The sequence below is a fragment of the Chitinophaga sp. Ak27 genome (genome assembly GCF_012726295.1).
Classification (GTDB): domain Bacteria; phylum Bacteroidota; class Bacteroidia; order Chitinophagales; family Chitinophagaceae; genus Chitinophaga.
Map to the genome: position 1 here is coordinate 117,820 of NZ_JABAOB010000008.1, position 15,620 is coordinate 133,439.

The 15,620-nt window shown below is 46.2% G+C and carries 13 protein-coding genes; 9 read left to right on the plus strand and 4 right to left on the minus strand.

The window, feature by feature from the left end; translation table 11 throughout:
• Window positions 1–38: 38 nt before the first annotated feature.
• The gene (locus HGH90_RS24425) at window positions 39–1,646 is read right to left on the minus strand and encodes a S41 family peptidase (protein WP_247679993.1); all 1,608 of its coding nucleotides are present in this window, start codon (window positions 1,644–1,646) and stop codon (window positions 39–41) included.
• Window positions 1,647–1,862: 216 nt separating this feature from the next.
• Here HGH90_RS24425 and HGH90_RS24430 point away from each other — a divergent pair, with 216 nt between their 5' ends.
• The 8 genes from HGH90_RS24430 to HGH90_RS24465 all read left to right on the plus strand — a co-directional run bounded on the left by HGH90_RS24430 (window position 1,863) and on the right by HGH90_RS24465 (window position 11,589).
• Window positions 1,863–2,711 (plus strand): BadF/BadG/BcrA/BcrD ATPase family protein, encoded by an 849-nt coding sequence (locus HGH90_RS24430; RefSeq protein ID WP_168766341.1) that lies wholly within the window; start codon window positions 1,863–1,865, stop codon window positions 2,709–2,711.
• A gap of 19 nt (window positions 2,712–2,730) precedes the next feature.
• Window positions 2,731–3,549, plus strand: a complete 819-nt coding sequence (gene murQ / locus HGH90_RS24435) for an N-acetylmuramic acid 6-phosphate etherase (RefSeq protein WP_168766342.1) — start codon at window positions 2,731–2,733, stop codon at window positions 3,547–3,549.
• Between the two features lie 22 nt (window positions 3,550–3,571).
• Window positions 3,572–4,135, plus strand: a complete 564-nt coding sequence (locus HGH90_RS24440) for a hypothetical protein (protein WP_168766343.1) — start codon at window positions 3,572–3,574, stop codon at window positions 4,133–4,135.
• A 187-nt stretch (window positions 4,136–4,322) separates the two neighbouring features.
• Window positions 4,323–5,006 carry a succinate dehydrogenase cytochrome b subunit gene (locus HGH90_RS24445; RefSeq protein ID WP_168766344.1) on the plus strand — a complete coding sequence of 228 codons (684 nt, stop codon included), beginning with the start codon at window positions 4,323–4,325 and terminating at the stop codon, window positions 5,004–5,006.
• 19 nt (window positions 5,007–5,025) lie between these two features.
• Window positions 5,026–6,999, plus strand: coding sequence for a fumarate reductase/succinate dehydrogenase flavoprotein subunit (locus HGH90_RS24450; RefSeq protein ID WP_168766345.1), 1,974 nt, complete (start codon window positions 5,026–5,028; stop codon window positions 6,997–6,999).
• 63 nt (window positions 7,000–7,062) lie between these two features.
• The gene (locus HGH90_RS24455; RefSeq protein WP_168766346.1) at window positions 7,063–7,827 is read left to right on the plus strand and encodes a succinate dehydrogenase/fumarate reductase iron-sulfur subunit; all 765 of its coding nucleotides are present in this window, start codon (window positions 7,063–7,065) and stop codon (window positions 7,825–7,827) included.
• 190 nt (window positions 7,828–8,017) lie between these two features.
• Complete coding sequence (locus HGH90_RS24460) at window positions 8,018–9,403, plus strand: Gfo/Idh/MocA family protein (RefSeq protein WP_169192078.1); 1,386 nt, start codon at window positions 8,018–8,020, stop codon at window positions 9,401–9,403.
• Window positions 9,404–9,540: 137 nt separating this feature from the next.
• Window positions 9,541–11,589, plus strand: a complete 2,049-nt coding sequence (locus HGH90_RS24465) for a S9 family peptidase (RefSeq protein WP_247679994.1) — start codon at window positions 9,541–9,543, stop codon at window positions 11,587–11,589.
• Between the two features lie 100 nt (window positions 11,590–11,689).
• Here the strand turns inward: HGH90_RS24465 and murI are convergent, their stop codons facing one another.
• Window positions 11,690–12,511, minus strand: coding sequence for a glutamate racemase (gene murI / locus HGH90_RS24470; protein ID WP_168766349.1), 822 nt, complete (start codon window positions 12,509–12,511; stop codon window positions 11,690–11,692).
• A 2-nt stretch (window positions 12,512–12,513) separates the two neighbouring features.
• Entirely contained in the window at window positions 12,514–13,176 is a 663-nt protein-coding gene (locus tag HGH90_RS24475) for a carbonic anhydrase (RefSeq protein WP_168766350.1), read from the minus strand.
• A gap of 274 nt (window positions 13,177–13,450) precedes the next feature.
• Between HGH90_RS24475 and HGH90_RS24480 the strand changes: the two genes are divergently transcribed.
• A complete protein-coding gene (locus HGH90_RS24480; RefSeq protein WP_168766351.1) occupies window positions 13,451–15,094 on the plus strand; it encodes an ABC-F family ATP-binding cassette domain-containing protein in 1,644 nt (547 codons plus the stop codon).
• A gap of 116 nt (window positions 15,095–15,210) precedes the next feature.
• Here HGH90_RS24480 and HGH90_RS24485 read toward each other — a convergent pair whose 3' ends face one another.
• Window positions 15,211–15,603 carry a response regulator gene (locus HGH90_RS24485; RefSeq protein WP_168766352.1) on the minus strand — a complete coding sequence of 131 codons (393 nt, stop codon included), beginning with the start codon at window positions 15,601–15,603 and terminating at the stop codon, window positions 15,211–15,213.
• Window positions 15,604–15,620 lie beyond the last annotated feature (17 nt).

Genomic DNA, 15,620 nt, shown 5'->3' on the forward strand with positions numbered 1-15,620 from the left:
TTAATAGAACGGGGGCTTTTTTATTTTGCTGAACCAGTTTAATCTTTCTCTTTTTCTACTACTTCCAGCGCTTTTTTCATCATCGGATCATCTGCGTTGATCGCTTCATAGAAGCCCTCTGTTCTGTATAGCTGACGGGCCAGCATGGCTTTTAATCGCTGGTGAATTTCTTTTTCATCGCGTGGGCTGAGATGGTCCATACCCGGAACGCTGTCTTTCTTCGCATATTCCCTGAACTCATTGAACAAATCTGCACCTGGCTGGTAGGATTTGATGAAATCTTCCGCATTCTTATAGGATTTAAATGCTTCCCTATGCGAAGTGTAATATTGATAAGCAAAATTGCTGAAGGTATTACGGGTATAGATAGCCGTTAATGTAGGCGTAAACCGGGAAGTGTCAAAGGGAATAAAGATATCCGGGGTAATACCGCCACCACCATATACTGTGCGGCCAGCGGCCGTTTTGTACACAACGGTATCTGTGATTTTAATGCTGTCTTTATTCACCAGTTCTCCATGGTGATAACGTTCAGCAATATCTTCATCGTAATCATCATGTCCTTTACCATAAGGCTTCTGGATGCTTCTGCCGGAAGGAATATAGTAGCGGGCTACCGTGAGGCGCAGGGCGCCGCCGTTGTCGAGGTCATATTGTTCCTGTACCAGGCCTTTACCAAAGGTGCGGCGACCGATAATAGTGCCACGGTCCCAGTCCTGTACAGCACCGGAAAGGATTTCGCTGGCGGAGGCAGAGCCTTCATCGGTTAACACAGCCAGGGCGCCTTTTTCAAACATACCTGGGCGTTTAGTTTTATAGTCGGTACGTGGAAAATCTTTTCCCTTGGTGTAAACAATGAGTTTGTCATCTCCCAGTAACTCATCAGCAATGCGGGTAGCTGCATCGAGGTAGCCGCCTGGGTTTTGCCGGAGATCGATGATCAGCTTTTTCATGCCCTGTTTTTCCAGTCCGCGGATCGCTTTCATGAATTCGTCGTAGGTAGTGGCGGAAAACTTACTGATTTTGATGTAGCCCACGCCCGGAGCCGCCATGTAACTGGCGTCGACGCTATATAAAGGAATAACGCCTCTTTTGATAGGGACCTGGATTTTCTTTTGCTGGCGCAGGATCTCGGTGTTTACCAGGGAACCGGCAGGTCCGCGCAGCAGCTTGCGGATTCTATCTGGCGTTATATTGTTGCCTGCAACCAGGCTGTCATTTACCTTGAGGATTTTGTCGCCGGTTTGTACGCCTGCTGCTTCAGAAGGGCCGCCGCTCAACACGCTTACTACGTTCACCGTATCTGCGGTGATGTTGAATTCTACTCCTATACCTTCGAAATTACCTTCCATGTCTTCATTGACCCGTTGCAGTTCTGAAGGCGGAATATAAATAGAGTGAGGGTCGAGGTGGCTCAGCAGGCCGTCGATGGCTTCATGCTGTAGGTCATCGGTATTGAGTGAGTCAACATATTTGGCTTTGATCAGATCCATTACCTCTTGCAGGGGCCCTTTATTGGGCTTGGCAAAGAATACGGTGGCTCCTCCATTGTTCGATCCCGGCATTTTATGCCCGAGAAACATTCCCAGGGCTAGTACAACCGCAAAGAGCAGAGGTAAAAAAACATTCAACTTCCTGTTAGACATAATCAGATTATTATCCCGCTAATTTTATATGACCAATCTTTAGACATGTGGTGTAAGGACCTGGCGGAAAGCCACCTGCCGCACACATGAATCATCATCATTTAAACTAAAAAGGGGCTATTTGCTTATATGATGCCCTTTTGTTTAAATTGTGACAAAAATAGCATAAATCAGGTGCAAACTTTTAGGATTCTTTAATTTCATAAATTACCGGTTATGGGCACTGGAATAAAGCTGATAGCAGATAGTGGATCTACAAAGACGGAATGGGGCGTTTTGGGCGCCGGGGAACCAATTATATTGAAAACGCAGGGTGTAAGCCCCTATTTTCAGTCGGCAGAGCAGATCAGGGCCATCCTTGTAACCGAGTTGCTGCCGCAGTTGCCCGCCAATAGCCAGGTAACAGCCATTTATTTTTATGGCACCGGCCTGTCCCAGCCAAAGAATTTGCAACTGGTTACCGATGCTATTAAGGCCATTTGGCCACAGGCCGAAGCAGAGGTACAACACGATCTGATGGGAGCTGCCCGCTCACTTTGCGGACGGGAAGAAGGCGTAGTCAGTATTTTAGGTACCGGTTCCAATTCCTGTTATTATGATGGTAAGGAGATTGTAAAGAATAATCCCGGCCTGGGATACATCCTGGGCGACGAAGGCAGCGGCGCTTACCTGGGCAAAAAAGTGCTCCAATACTACCTCTATAACAGTTTTGACGAAGACCTGCACGCCCGTTTTGAGTATAAATACAAAACCAATAAAGATGAAATACTGGAAAACGTATATCGTAAACCGTTAGCCAACCGCTACCTAGCGGGGTTTACAACGTTTCTCTCGGAAAATCGTCAGCATTTCATGATTGAAAATATCCTGGAAGATGGTTTAAATGACTTCTTCTTTAATCATATTTATAAATACCGGGAAAGCTGGACCACCTCCTTGCATTTTACCGGTGGGGTAGCCTGGACTTTCCGCGACATCCTGACAGAGCTGTGCGAACTATATGAATTGCCTATGGGCAAGGTATTGCGTACACCTATGGATGGGTTGCTGGTGTATCATCGTTAATCATTTTCAAGTTATCAATATGTCATTTATTAAAGTAACGGAACAGGCTTCCCATTATCGCCACCTCGAGAAAATGAGTGTAACCGAATTGCTGGTGAATATGAACAAGGAAGATCAGACCGTTCCATTGGCCGTGGAGAAGTGTATTCCCCAGATTGAGAAGCTGGTCACCGCCATTGCTGATAAAATGCTGGCGGGCGGCCGTTTGTTTTATTTAGGCGCAGGCACCAGCGGTCGCCTGGGAGTGGTAGATGCGTCGGAATGCCCGCCTACCTTTGGCGTGCCCCAGGGACTGGTAGTAGGACTGATTGCAGGGGGCGACAGTGCCATCCGCAAGGCAGTAGAGTTTGCGGAAGACGACCGGCAGCAGGGATGGGCCGACTTACAAGCGTACAATATTACCGACAAAGATGTGGTGGTAGGCATCGCCGCCAGTGGTACTACGCCTTACGTGATTGGCGCGCTGGATGAATGCCGTGGCCATGGTATTGTTACCGGCAGCATTAGCTGTAACCCCGATACCCCCGTTTCAGCGGCAGCAGACTTCCCTGTGGAAGTAGTGGTAGGCCCTGAATTTGTAACCGGCAGCACCCGCCTGAAAAGCGGTACGGCACAAAAACTGGTATTGAATATGATTTCTACTGCCGTGATGATACAATTAGGCAGGGTAGAAGATAATAAGATGGTGAATATGCAGCTCAGCAACGAAAAGTTGGTAGACCGTGGCGTAAAGATGCTGATGGAACAGCTATCGCTCGCCGATTATAACCAGGCCCAGGAGCTGTTACTCAAGGCTGGCAGCGTGAAAAAAGCAGTAGATGATTTTGTGAAAAAATGACCTTTATACAGATAACCCAGGTATGCACGACATAGAACCATATTACAACTGGCGACATTTGTACACCGCTGAAGAAGATGAATATTCGCCTTTTTATGGACGGGAGTACAGCGAGTTTGAATATTCCAATGCGGTATATAATTATTATATACATCCGCAATGGGATGAATTTGGCTCCCGCAATCTCTATATGAAAATCCTGTTTACCGATTACCAGTTCAATTTTACCATCATTGAATTGTTGGGAGAATGGAATGATGCGGTAGATAATGATATTATGACCATGAAGCGCAACATTATTGATACCCTTGTTGCGCAAGGGATTACCAAGTTTATACTCATTACCGAAAACGTGATGAATTTCCATTCTTCCGATGATTGTTACTACGAAGAATGGTGGGAAGACATCCGTGACGAGGGCGGCTGGATCGTAGGCCTGAACATGCCATCGCAGACCCGTGCTGAGTTTGAGCAGGCTCGCCTGGACCATTATGTCCACCTGATCGACGACGATAAATGGCGAACCTATCAGCCAATGCACCTGTTTAATATGGTGGACAATATCATGTTGAAACGCCTGGAGTAATATTAATTTTCATTACAAAATGAAAGATATTATGCGTGAATATATGTAAATCAGCTTTTTACACATATGAATTCTGATTTATTCATCTGAAAACCTGATAAATATCATTTGGTTTTTATTTTTCCTGCGTTAAATTTGCCCGACATTTCAATCATCTTTTTATACTAGGAAGCTTAGAATTTTACTTATGAAGTGGTCACAGTTCTTTAATACCTCTATCGGTAAGAAGTTATTGGTAGGTGCTACCGGCTTGTTTCTTTGCAGTTTTGTTATTGTACACCTGGCGGGAAATTTCCAGTTGTTGTACAATGATGAAGGCAAGGCCTTTAACGCATATGCTGCGTTCATGGGACACAATAGCCTGATTCAGTTTATTGCCTGGGGGCTGAAAATTGTGATTCTGTTACACGCATTTATTGCGATACAGCTTACATTCAGCAACAGGGCTGCCCGTCCGGTGAAATATGCCGTTAATCCGGGTAATCAAACATCTTCCTGGTTCAGCCGCCAGATGGCTATCATGGGAAGCATTCTCTTCATCTTCATCATTATCCACCTGGCTAACTTCTGGGCAAAATTCCACTACGGTGAAATGCCGCTCCACACTTATCCCGGCCAGGAAGAACCATTGAAGGATTTGTACCTGGTATCCCAGGAAACTTTTAAAACCGGCTGGTTAGTGGTATTGTATGTGATCGGTATGATCGGCTTATCTTTCCACCTGATCCACGGCTTCAAAAGCGCCTGCCAGACCTTCGGTTTAAATCATAAAAAATACAATGGCTTGCTCAGCTTCATTGGTATATGGCTGTTTGGAATAGCGATCCCTGTTGGCTTTGCTATTATCCCTGTTGTAATCTATTTCAAATAATTCTGTAAAGTAAGGATATATGTTGGACTCAAAGATTCCTAAAGGCTCATTAAATTCCAAGTGGGAAGACTACAAAGGACATTGTAAATTGGTAAACCCTGCCAATAAACGTAGTCTGGAAATAATTGTGGTAGGTACAGGTTTAGCCGGCGCGTCTGCTGCTGCGTCATTAGGTGAGTTAGGATACAAAGTAAAAGCATTCTGCTTTCAGGATAGTCCGCGTCGCGCCCACAGTATTGCTGCACAGGGTGGTATTAACGCGGCCAAAAATTATCAGAACGATGGAGACTCCGTTTTCCGCTTGTTCTACGATACAGTAAAAGGTGGCGACTACCGCGCCCGCGAAGCTAACGTACACCGTTTGGCAGAAGTGAGCGGTAACATTATAGATCAATGCGTGGCACAGGGTGTTCCCTTTGCACGTGAATACGGTGGTCTGCTGAGTAACCGTTCTTTCGGTGGTACACAGGTACAGCGTACTTTTTATGCCGCTGGTCAAACCGGTCAGCAGCTGCTCCTCGGCGCTTACTCCGCCCTGGAACGCCAGGTAGCGTTAGGGAATGTGAAAATGTATAACCGCCATGAAATGCTCGACATCGTGAAAATAGATGGAAAAGCACGTGGTATCATTGCACGTAACCTGATCAATGGTGAACTGGAACGCCATTTCGGCCATGCAGTACTGATCTGCAGCGGCGGTTATGGTAACGTATTCTTCCTGTCTACCAACGCTATGGGTTCTAACGTAACAGCCGCCTGGAAAGCTACCAAGAACGGCGCTTACTTCGCTAACCCTTGCTTCACACAGATCCACCCCACCTGTATCCCGGTTTCCGGTGATCACCAGTCTAAACTGACCCTCATGTCAGAATCACTGCGTAACGATGGTCGTATCTGGGTGCCTAAAAAACAAAACGATACCCGTAAAGCCAGCGATATTCCCGAAGAAGAAAGGGATTATTACCTGGAAAGAAGATATCCTGCCTTCGGTAACCTCGTTCCCCGTGATGTGGCTTCCCGCGCGGCAAAAGAAAGATGCGATGCCGGCTATGGCGTAGGTACCTCCAAACAGGCGGTGTACCTCGACTTTGCCGCAGCGATCGAACGCTATGGTAACATCGAAGTGGGTAAACGCCAGATGAGCAATGTTTCCAAAGAAGAAATAATTAAACTGGGTAAAGAAGTAGTAGCCGAAAAATATGGTAACCTGTTCGACATGTACGCCAAAATTACCGGTGAAAATCCTTACGAAACCCCGATGCGTATTTACCCTGCTGTACACTACACCATGGGTGGCCTGTGGGTAGATTACGAACTGGGCACTACCGTTCCTGGTCTGTATTCCCTGGGTGAAGCCAACTTCTCCGACCATGGCGCTAACCGCCTCGGTGCATCTGCACTGATGCAGGGACTGGCCGACGGTTACTTCGTTATCCCTTACACCGTAGGTAACTACCTGGCAGACGAAATCCGCACGAAAGCTATCCCAACCGACCACCCCGCATTCGTAGCAGCAGAGCAAAAAGTTAGAGATACTATCAATAAATTCTTTGCTATCAAAGGCACCAAATCCGTTGATTTCTACCACAAAAAACTAGGTAAGATCATGTGGGATAAATGCGGTATGGCACGTAATGAAAAGGGCCTGAAAGAAGCGATCGAAGAAATCAAAGCACTGCGTGCTGAGTTCTGGAGCAATGTAAGAGTGCCAGGGGAAGCCAACGAATTCAACCCCGAACTGGAAAAGGCCGGTCGCGTAGCCGACTTCCTCGAACTGGGTGAACTGATGTGCCTTGATGCATTGAATCGCCGCGAATCCTGTGGAGGTCACTTCCGTGAAGAGTCACAAACAGAAGATGGCGAAGCAAAACGCGACGACGAAAACTTCAGCTATGTGGCAGCATGGGAATACAAAGGCGAAGGCCAGTACGAACTGCACAAAGAACCACTGGTATTCGAAGAATGCAAACCTACACAACGTAGCTATAAATAATGGTTATTGGCTGACTGCTCAACGGTTAACCAGGATTATAAATCAAATAATTGTCCAAAGTATATGGAACATTATAACATGAACCTCACATTAAAAGTGTGGAGGCAGAAAAACAAAAACGATCAGGGTAGATTTGAAACTTTACAGGCTAAAAACATTTCTTCTGAAATGTCTTTCCTGGAAATGTTCGATGTGGTGAATGAAGAACTGATCAACGAAGGAAAAGATCCCATCGCATTCGATCATGATTGCCGCGAAGGTATCTGTGGTATGTGCTCCATGCACATCAATGGCCGCGCTCACGGTCCATGGGATGGTACTACTACCTGCCAGCTGCACATGCGCGCTTTCAAAGATGGCGATACTATCACAGTAGAACCCTGGAGAGCGGGTGCATTCCCGGTAGTAAAAGACTTAACGGTAGACAGATCTGCTTTTGATCGTATTATCGAAGCAGGTGGTTATATTTCCGTAAACACAGGTAACGCACAGGATGCTAACTGTATCCCGGTAGATAAAACCAAAGCAGACCTGGCTTTTGCAGCAGCTGCCTGTATCGGTTGTGGCGCCTGCGTAGCAGCATGTAAAAACTCCTCTGCTATGTTGTTTGTGTCTGCAAAGGTATCCCAGCTGGCCCTGCTGCCACAGGGACATCCTGAAAAACACAGCCGTGCACTCAACATGGTGGCTCAAATGGACAAGGAAGGCTTTGGCAGCTGTACCAACACTGGCGCCTGCGAAGCAGAATGTCCGAAAGAAATTTCCCTCACTAATATCGCCCGCCTCAACCGCGAGTTTATTGGTGCCGGTTTTTCTTCTGAGAAATAATCCAATAAAAAGTCATAAAAAAAGCCGGCTCTACCCAGTAGAGCCGGCTTTCCCGTTTTATCAACGCTATATGCTTGTCACCGACGCTACATTCATCCCGCTCATCGCACGCTCATAATTTGAAATTTAACTTTGTAAATTTTTTTATTATTATGTGTTTTTTCCACGTCACCCTATTAAATAAAAGTATATGTCAGAACAATCACGTAGAAAGTTTATCAAGCATATAGGTAGTACCGCCGCCCTGCTTGGTATAGGCCAGCTGGCCGCCTTGGCCAAAGAGCAGGAAACTGTACACCTGTTACAACCCGAAAAAAGAATAGCCGCCAACGATAAAATACGCCTGGCCTGCGTAGGTATGGGTATCATGGGTTTTGGAGATGTACACACCGCTATGAAGGTGCCGGGAGTAGAATTTGTAGCCGCTGCCGACCTTTATGATGGCCACCTTACCCGTATTAAAGAAGAATTTGGTCCCCAGGTATACACTACCCGCGATTACCGCGAAATCCTGAAACGAAAAGATATTGACGCCGTAATTGTGGCTACGCCCGACCATTGGCACGATACCATCGCTATTGCCGCCATGGAAGCAGGAAAAGCAGTTTACTGCGAAAAGCCGATGGTACAACAGATTGAAGAAGGACATAAAGTAATTGCGGCACAACAGCGCACTAAAGCGGTATTCCAGGTAGGCAGCCAGCGGGTGAGCAGCATCGCATTAGCGGAGGCCCGTAAACGTTACCAGGCTGGCGAAATAGGTCAGCTCAATGTAGTAGAAGCCCGAATGGACCGCCACAGTGCACTCGGTGCCTGGCAATACTCCATTCCACCAGATGCCTCACCGGCTACGATCGACTTCGATACCTTCCTGAAAGACACCGCCAAAATGCCTTTCGACCCGGTGCGCTTCTTCCGCTGGCGCAATTACCAGGCCTATGGAACAGGTATCCCCGGCGATCTGTTTGTACACCTCATCTCCGGCCTGCACTTCATTACCGGCTCCCTCGGACCTACCTCCATCTATGCCAGCGGCAACCTGGTACAATGGAAAGATGGCAGAGATGTACCGGATACAGTAGTGGCCATCTTCAACTATCCTGAAACCAAAGAACATCCAGCCTTCCAGATGACACTCCGCGTAAACTTCGCCGATGGCAGCGGTGGTGGCGAATATACCCGTTTGATTGGTACTGAAGGCGTACTGGAACTGGGCTGGAATGATTTTAAAATCAAGAAACACAAACTACCCGAAGCACCCGGCTATGGCGGATGGGACACTTATAATACCTTCCCCAAAGCACAACAGGACCTGTTTGTGAAAAATTATAACGCCAAATATGCCGGCAACAAAGGGGAAGCCGTCGAAACCTCCAGCGCCTACGCCGCACCAAAAGGATATGACGACCGCCTTGAGCATTTTACCAACTTCTTCGAATCGATGCGCACCGGTAAACCCGTGGTAGAAGATGCCGTATTCGGTCTCCGCGCTGCCGGCCCCGCATTGCTTACCAATGAGAGCTATTTCAGTAAAAAGATCATGAACTGGGACCCGGTGAAGATGAAAATAGTATAAAGAGAATGCGTAATTTGTAATTCTTTATTACATTTAACTATACTATTAAATCACCACCTATGTTTAAGAACTTCCAGGGTAATTTTTTGTTGCTTTTGGGAACGATACTTTTGTCTTGTAATGAAAAGAAACATACTATGAATGATCAGGCAGACATCAAACCTCCTGTGGCAGAAAAGATAGCAAAAGAACTCAGTATCCACGGCGACAAACGCATCGACAATTATTACTGGATGAATGACCGCGAAGACCCGAAAGTAATATCTTGGCTGAAAGCGGAAAATGCATACCTCGACACCATCCTGGCGCCGGAAAAGAAACTGCGGGAAAAACTCTTCGATGAAATGAAATCCCGCATCAAGGAAACAGATATGAGCGTACCCTATCTCAAAAACGGTTATTACTACTATACCCGCTTTGAACAAGGGAAAGAGTATCCTGTTTACTGCCGCAAAAAAGGCAGCCTGGAAGCCACGGAACAAATTATACTCAATGTTAATGAACTGGCCGCGGGACACGCCTATTGCCATGTAGGGGGACTAAGCGTAAGCACCGATGCTAAACTGCTGGCTTACGGTATTGATACCGTAAGCCGCAGGCGCTATACTATTCACATCAAAAACCTGGAAACTAATGAATTGTTGCCCGATGTGATTACCGAAACGACCGCCACCAGCTGCTGGGCCAACGATAATAAAACCCTGTTCTATGCCCGCAAAGATACCGTTACCCTCCGGGCAGACCGTATCATGCGCCATACCCTGGGAACAGCCACCGACAAAGAAATATATCATGAAGCCGATGAAACGTTTGATGTAGCCATATCTAAAACCAAGTCCGGAAAATATATCGTTATCAACAGCGAAAGCACCCTCTCTTCTGAAAGCAGGGTACTGGATGCCGACAAGCCCAATGATGCTTTCCACGTTTTCCAGCCCCGTGAGAAAGACATGCTCTATACCATCGATCACCGCGATGATAAATTTTACATTGTCACCAACTGGGAGGCACTTAACTTCCGCCTGATGGAAGCCCCACTGGGCAAGACTTCCCGGCAGAACTGGAAAGAACTGATTCCACATCGCGCGGATGTATTGCTGGAAGGAGTGGAGTTGTTCAAGGATTTCACCGTACTGGAAGAACGAAAAGGCGGACTTACACAAATCCGGGTCATCAATGATAAAACCCATACGGATAAATACCTGGCATTTTCAGAAGCCGCTTATACTGCCTCAGTAGGCAACAACCCGGAAATGGATAGTAAAGAGCTGCGCTATCACTATACCTCCATGATCACACCCAATTCGGTGTACGACTACAATATGGAAACCGGTAAAAGTGAACTGAAACGCCAACAGGAAGTGCTGGGTGGCTACGATCCGAAAGACTATGCTTCCGAAAGACTATTTGCCACCGCTACAGACGGTACTAAGATCCCGATCTCAATTGTGTATAAGAAAACTTTTGAGAAAAACAGCAAAAGCCCGCTATTGCTCTATGGTTATGGGTCATATGGTCATAGTTTAAATGCTTCTTTCGACGGTGATCTGTTAAGTTTACTGGACAGAGGCTTTGCCTTTGCAGTAGCCCATGTACGGGGCGGACAGGAAATGGGAAGGCAATGGTATGAAGACGGTAAAATGATGAAGAAGAAAAACACTTTCACCGATTTTATTGCCTGCGCCAATTACCTGGTACAGCAACACTATACCGATTCGGCACATCTATACGCGATGGGCGGTAGTGCCGGTGGCTTATTGATGGGGGCTGTGGCCAATATGGCGCCCGCTTTGTTCAATGGTATTGTTGCCCAGGTACCGTTTGTAGATGTGGTAACCACCATGCTGGATGAAAGCATTCCATTAACCACCGGTGAATTTGATGAGTGGGGCAATCCCAAGAATAAAGAAGCTTATGACTACATGAAATCATATTCGCCTTATGATAATGTAGCACATACTGCCTATCCTAATATGCTCGTCACTACCGGCTTGCACGATTCGCAAGTGCAATATTGGGAACCGGCCAAATGGGTGGCTAAATTAAGAGAAATGAAAACAGACCATCACCTGCTGTTGCTGCACACCAATATGGAAGCTGGGCATGGCGGTGCTTCCGGGCGTTTTAAGGCATTGGAAGAAGTGGCACTGGAATATGCTTTTCTATTAAAGCTGGAAGGAAAATAATCAGTAAAAGCGTAAAGCATAAAGCAGGAAGCTATTGTGGAGAAGGATTAAAGCGAATTTTAAATACTCGCTGCGTTCTTCTCCACAATAGCTTTTTGCTTTACGCTTTGAGCTCTAACTTTCTGGACGTAACGCTTTTACCGAAAAATATTTCCGCCATCTTATCGAAAATGGCCGGATCATCGGTGGTGTAGAAGGTGTGATGCTGGCCTTTTTGCAGGCGGCTTTCCATTTCAGGATGGCGTTTCAGGTAATCTTTCAGGCTATGCGCTACAATCTTTCCCTGCGATAATACAGTGACGCCACCCGGCAAAAACTGTTTAATTTTCTTCATCAGCAATGGATAATGCGTACAGCCCAATACCAACGTATCAATATCTGAAGAAAGCGACAATATCTTGCCCAGGTATTCTTTCACGAAATAATCCGCTCCTTCACTTTCATGCTCATCGTTTTCAATCAGCGGCACCCACATGGGGCAGGCCAGCTGATAGGTTTTCACATGTGGAAAGAACTTGTGAATTTCTATCGGGTAGGATTCGGAGTTAACGGTGCCGTTGGTCGCGAGTATGCCCACTTCTCCTGTTTGCGTGATCGTACCCACCATTTCCGTGGTAGGACGAATAACACCCAGCACCCGGTTATTGGGAGCTATGTTGGGAAGGTCTTTCTGCTGGATGGTGCGCAGGGCCTTTGCTGATGCAGTATTACAGGCCAGTATCACCAGGGGGCAGCCCATATTGAACAACTGCTGCACACATTCCAGCGTATAGGCGTGTATAGTGTCGAAGCTCCGGTTGCCATAGGGCGCGCGGGCATTATCTCCCAGGTAGATGTAATCATAATCCGGAAGTTCTGCCACGATTTCTTTGAGTACGGTTAAGCCGCCGTAGCCGGAATCGAATATGCCGATAGGGCCCATGGTTATTCGTTTTCTTTTTGCATCAGGCCGGAGCCTGTTAAGTCATAAATTTTTTGAATTTCATGCAGTACACCTTCAAAGTCGATCTCCAGGTCTTTCAGGGTACCGTTTTTCAGATCGTATACCCAGCCGTGTACAGTAGGATAGCCTTTGGCTACGTATGATTTTTGTACTGCAGCAGTTTTGATCACGTTAATGCACTGCTCTTGCGTATTGAGCTCTACCAGGCGGTTATAGCGGTCGTGCTCATCAACGATGGCGTTGAGTTCGTCCATGTGGAGGCGGTATACATCCCGGATATTTCGCAACCAGGGATTAAGTATTCCCAGGTCTTTTGCTTGCATGGCAGCTTTTACGCCTCCGCAATTGTAGTGTCCGCACACAATGATGTGTTTCACCTGCAGGTGTACCACTGCGTAATTAATCACACCCATCACATTGAGATCGGTATTGGGAACCAGGTTGGCGATGTTGCGATGTACAAATACTTCCCCTGCTTCCAGTCCCATAATTTCATTGGTGGGAACGCGGCTGTCACTGCAACCAATGTACAAGTAATCAGGAGTTTGTGTATCGGCCATTTTTTCGAAGAACTCGGCATCTGTAGCGAGCTTAGTAGCTACCCAACGTCTGTTATTCTCAAATATCTGGTTATATGCTGTCATGCTATAAATGTGTTTATGAGATAAAGATACGCACGAATGACTATATGTACCGATAAACTATGTATTACCAAATTGATTATCAGGAAGTGAGGTGGGCGCCTTCCTACATTAAATAATCATGAAATAGCAGAAAGGCCGGGAGGGGACTGCAATTCAAAAAATAGAGAAATGCATGATTATCAAGATGGTATACTTTATGGGTAAGAGGCTGATCCTGCTTGGAAAGCCGGCATAAAACCTGTACCTTTGCAGCTTCAAAATTTACATAGCCAGCATGATCAGTGTTAAAAACGTAACGCTCTCTTTTGGAAAGAGAGTATTGTTTGACGAAGTAAACCTCAATTTCACAAAAGGGAACTGTTATGGTGTGATTGGGGCCAATGGAGCAGGGAAGTCTACTTTTCTGAAGATATTGTCCGGTGAAATAGAACCGAATAAAGGTACTGTGGAAATCACTCCCGGAGAGCGTATGAGTGTGCTCTCCCAGAATCACTTTGGGTTTGACGAGGTGACTGTGCTGAATACCGTATTGATGGGTAATAAGAAGCTTTGGGAGATAGCCCATGAAAGGGATGCTATTTATGCCAAAGAAGATTTTACCGAGGAAGATGGTATGCGTGCGGGGGAACTGGAAGCCGAGTATGGAGAAATGGGTGGTTATACCGCAGAAAGCGATGCCGGGGTACTGTTGAGCGACCTGGGTGTCAAAGAGGATATGCAGCAGATGCTGATGAAAGATATTGCTGGTAGCATGAAGGTGCGCGTTTTGCTGGCGCAGGCCCTGTTTGGTAACCCGGATATCCTGTTACTCGATGAGCCCACGAATGACCTCGATGTGGAAACCATTGGCTGGCTGGAAAATTTCCTCGCCGACTACGAAAATATTGTGATTGTGGTATCGCACGACCGTCACTTCCTCGATGCCGTGTGTACGCACGTGGCCGATGTGGACCGCGCTAAAATCCAAATCTTCAGTGGTAACTATACCTTCTGGTATGAGTCTTCCCAGTTGATGGCCCGCCAGATTGCGGATAAGAACAAGAAGATGGAGGATAAGCGTAAAGACCTCATGGACTTTATTGCCCGCTTTAGCGCCAATGCTTCTAAGAGCAAGCAGGCTACTTCCCGTAAGAAAGCCCTGGAAAAACTGGTGATCGAAGATATCCAGCCTTCCAACCGTAAGTATCCTGGTATCATCTTCAAGCAACAGCGCGAAGTAGGTAACCAGATCCTGAACGTAGAGAAACTGGAAAAACTGGTAGATGGCCGCAAGCTCTTTACAGATGTAACTTTCTCTGTTAATAAAGGCGATAAAATTGCATTCCTGTCTAAAGACCACCTGGCGCTGACTACCTTCTTTGAAATTATCAACAACGAAGCACAGCCTGATAGCGGCAAGTTTGAATGGGGCACTACCGTTACCAGCGCTTACCTGCCCAACGATAACGCCGCATTTTTCACCAATAAGGATCTGAACCTGATGGATTGGTTACGTCAGTACGTTCCGCCTCATGTAACCGATGTAGACGAGCCGTTCCTGCGCGGATTCCTGGGTAAAATGTTGTTTGGTGGAGATGAGATTATGAAGAAAACTTCCGTTTTGAGCGGTGGTGAAAAAGTACGTTGTATGACCAGCCGTATGATGCTGCAGGACCCCAACGTATTGATCCTGGATGAACCTACCAACCATCTGGACCTGGAATCTATTCAGTCTTTCAACGAAAGTATGATCAACTATAAAGGTATTGTACTCTTTACTACACATGACCATACGTTCATGCAGTCGGTAGCTAACCGTATCATCGAGCTCACGCCTAAAGGCATTATCGATCGCCTGATGACCTTCGATGAATACCTGGCAGATGAGCGCGTAAAAGCATTGCGTGAAGAAATGTACAGCAACGCAGTATTAGCTTAAAGCAAAAAGCGGAAAGCAAAAAGCGATTGAGGAGAATGATCTTAGCGAATATTATAAAATCGCTTTGGTCATTCTCCTCAATCGCTTTTTGCTTTCCGCTTTTTGCTTTAAGCTATCTATAAATATTCTTCTATTACTTTCAGTTTATTCTTGTCCAGTGGCTTGGTGATATAGGCCATGAGTTCTGGCGTATGTTGTACTTTTTGCATGTCCCGGACATCTACAGACGAGGAGCACATAATAATAGGAATGTTATTTTTGAGGGAGGTTTTCAGACCTCTGTAAGCTTCAATAAAATCCCATCCGTTCATTCGTTGCATATTCATATCAAGAATAATAAGGGAGGGTAGTGTGGATGGAGGATTGTTGGAAAGCTGTTCCAGGGCTTCTTCTGCACAAAGAAAAGAAGTAACTACCAGATCGCTTTGCTCCTCCAACATCTTTTTGATAATGAAATGGAAAATTTCATCATCATCTACAACGTACACTATTTTATTCATGTCTTCCATGCTTCAATTTTAATTGG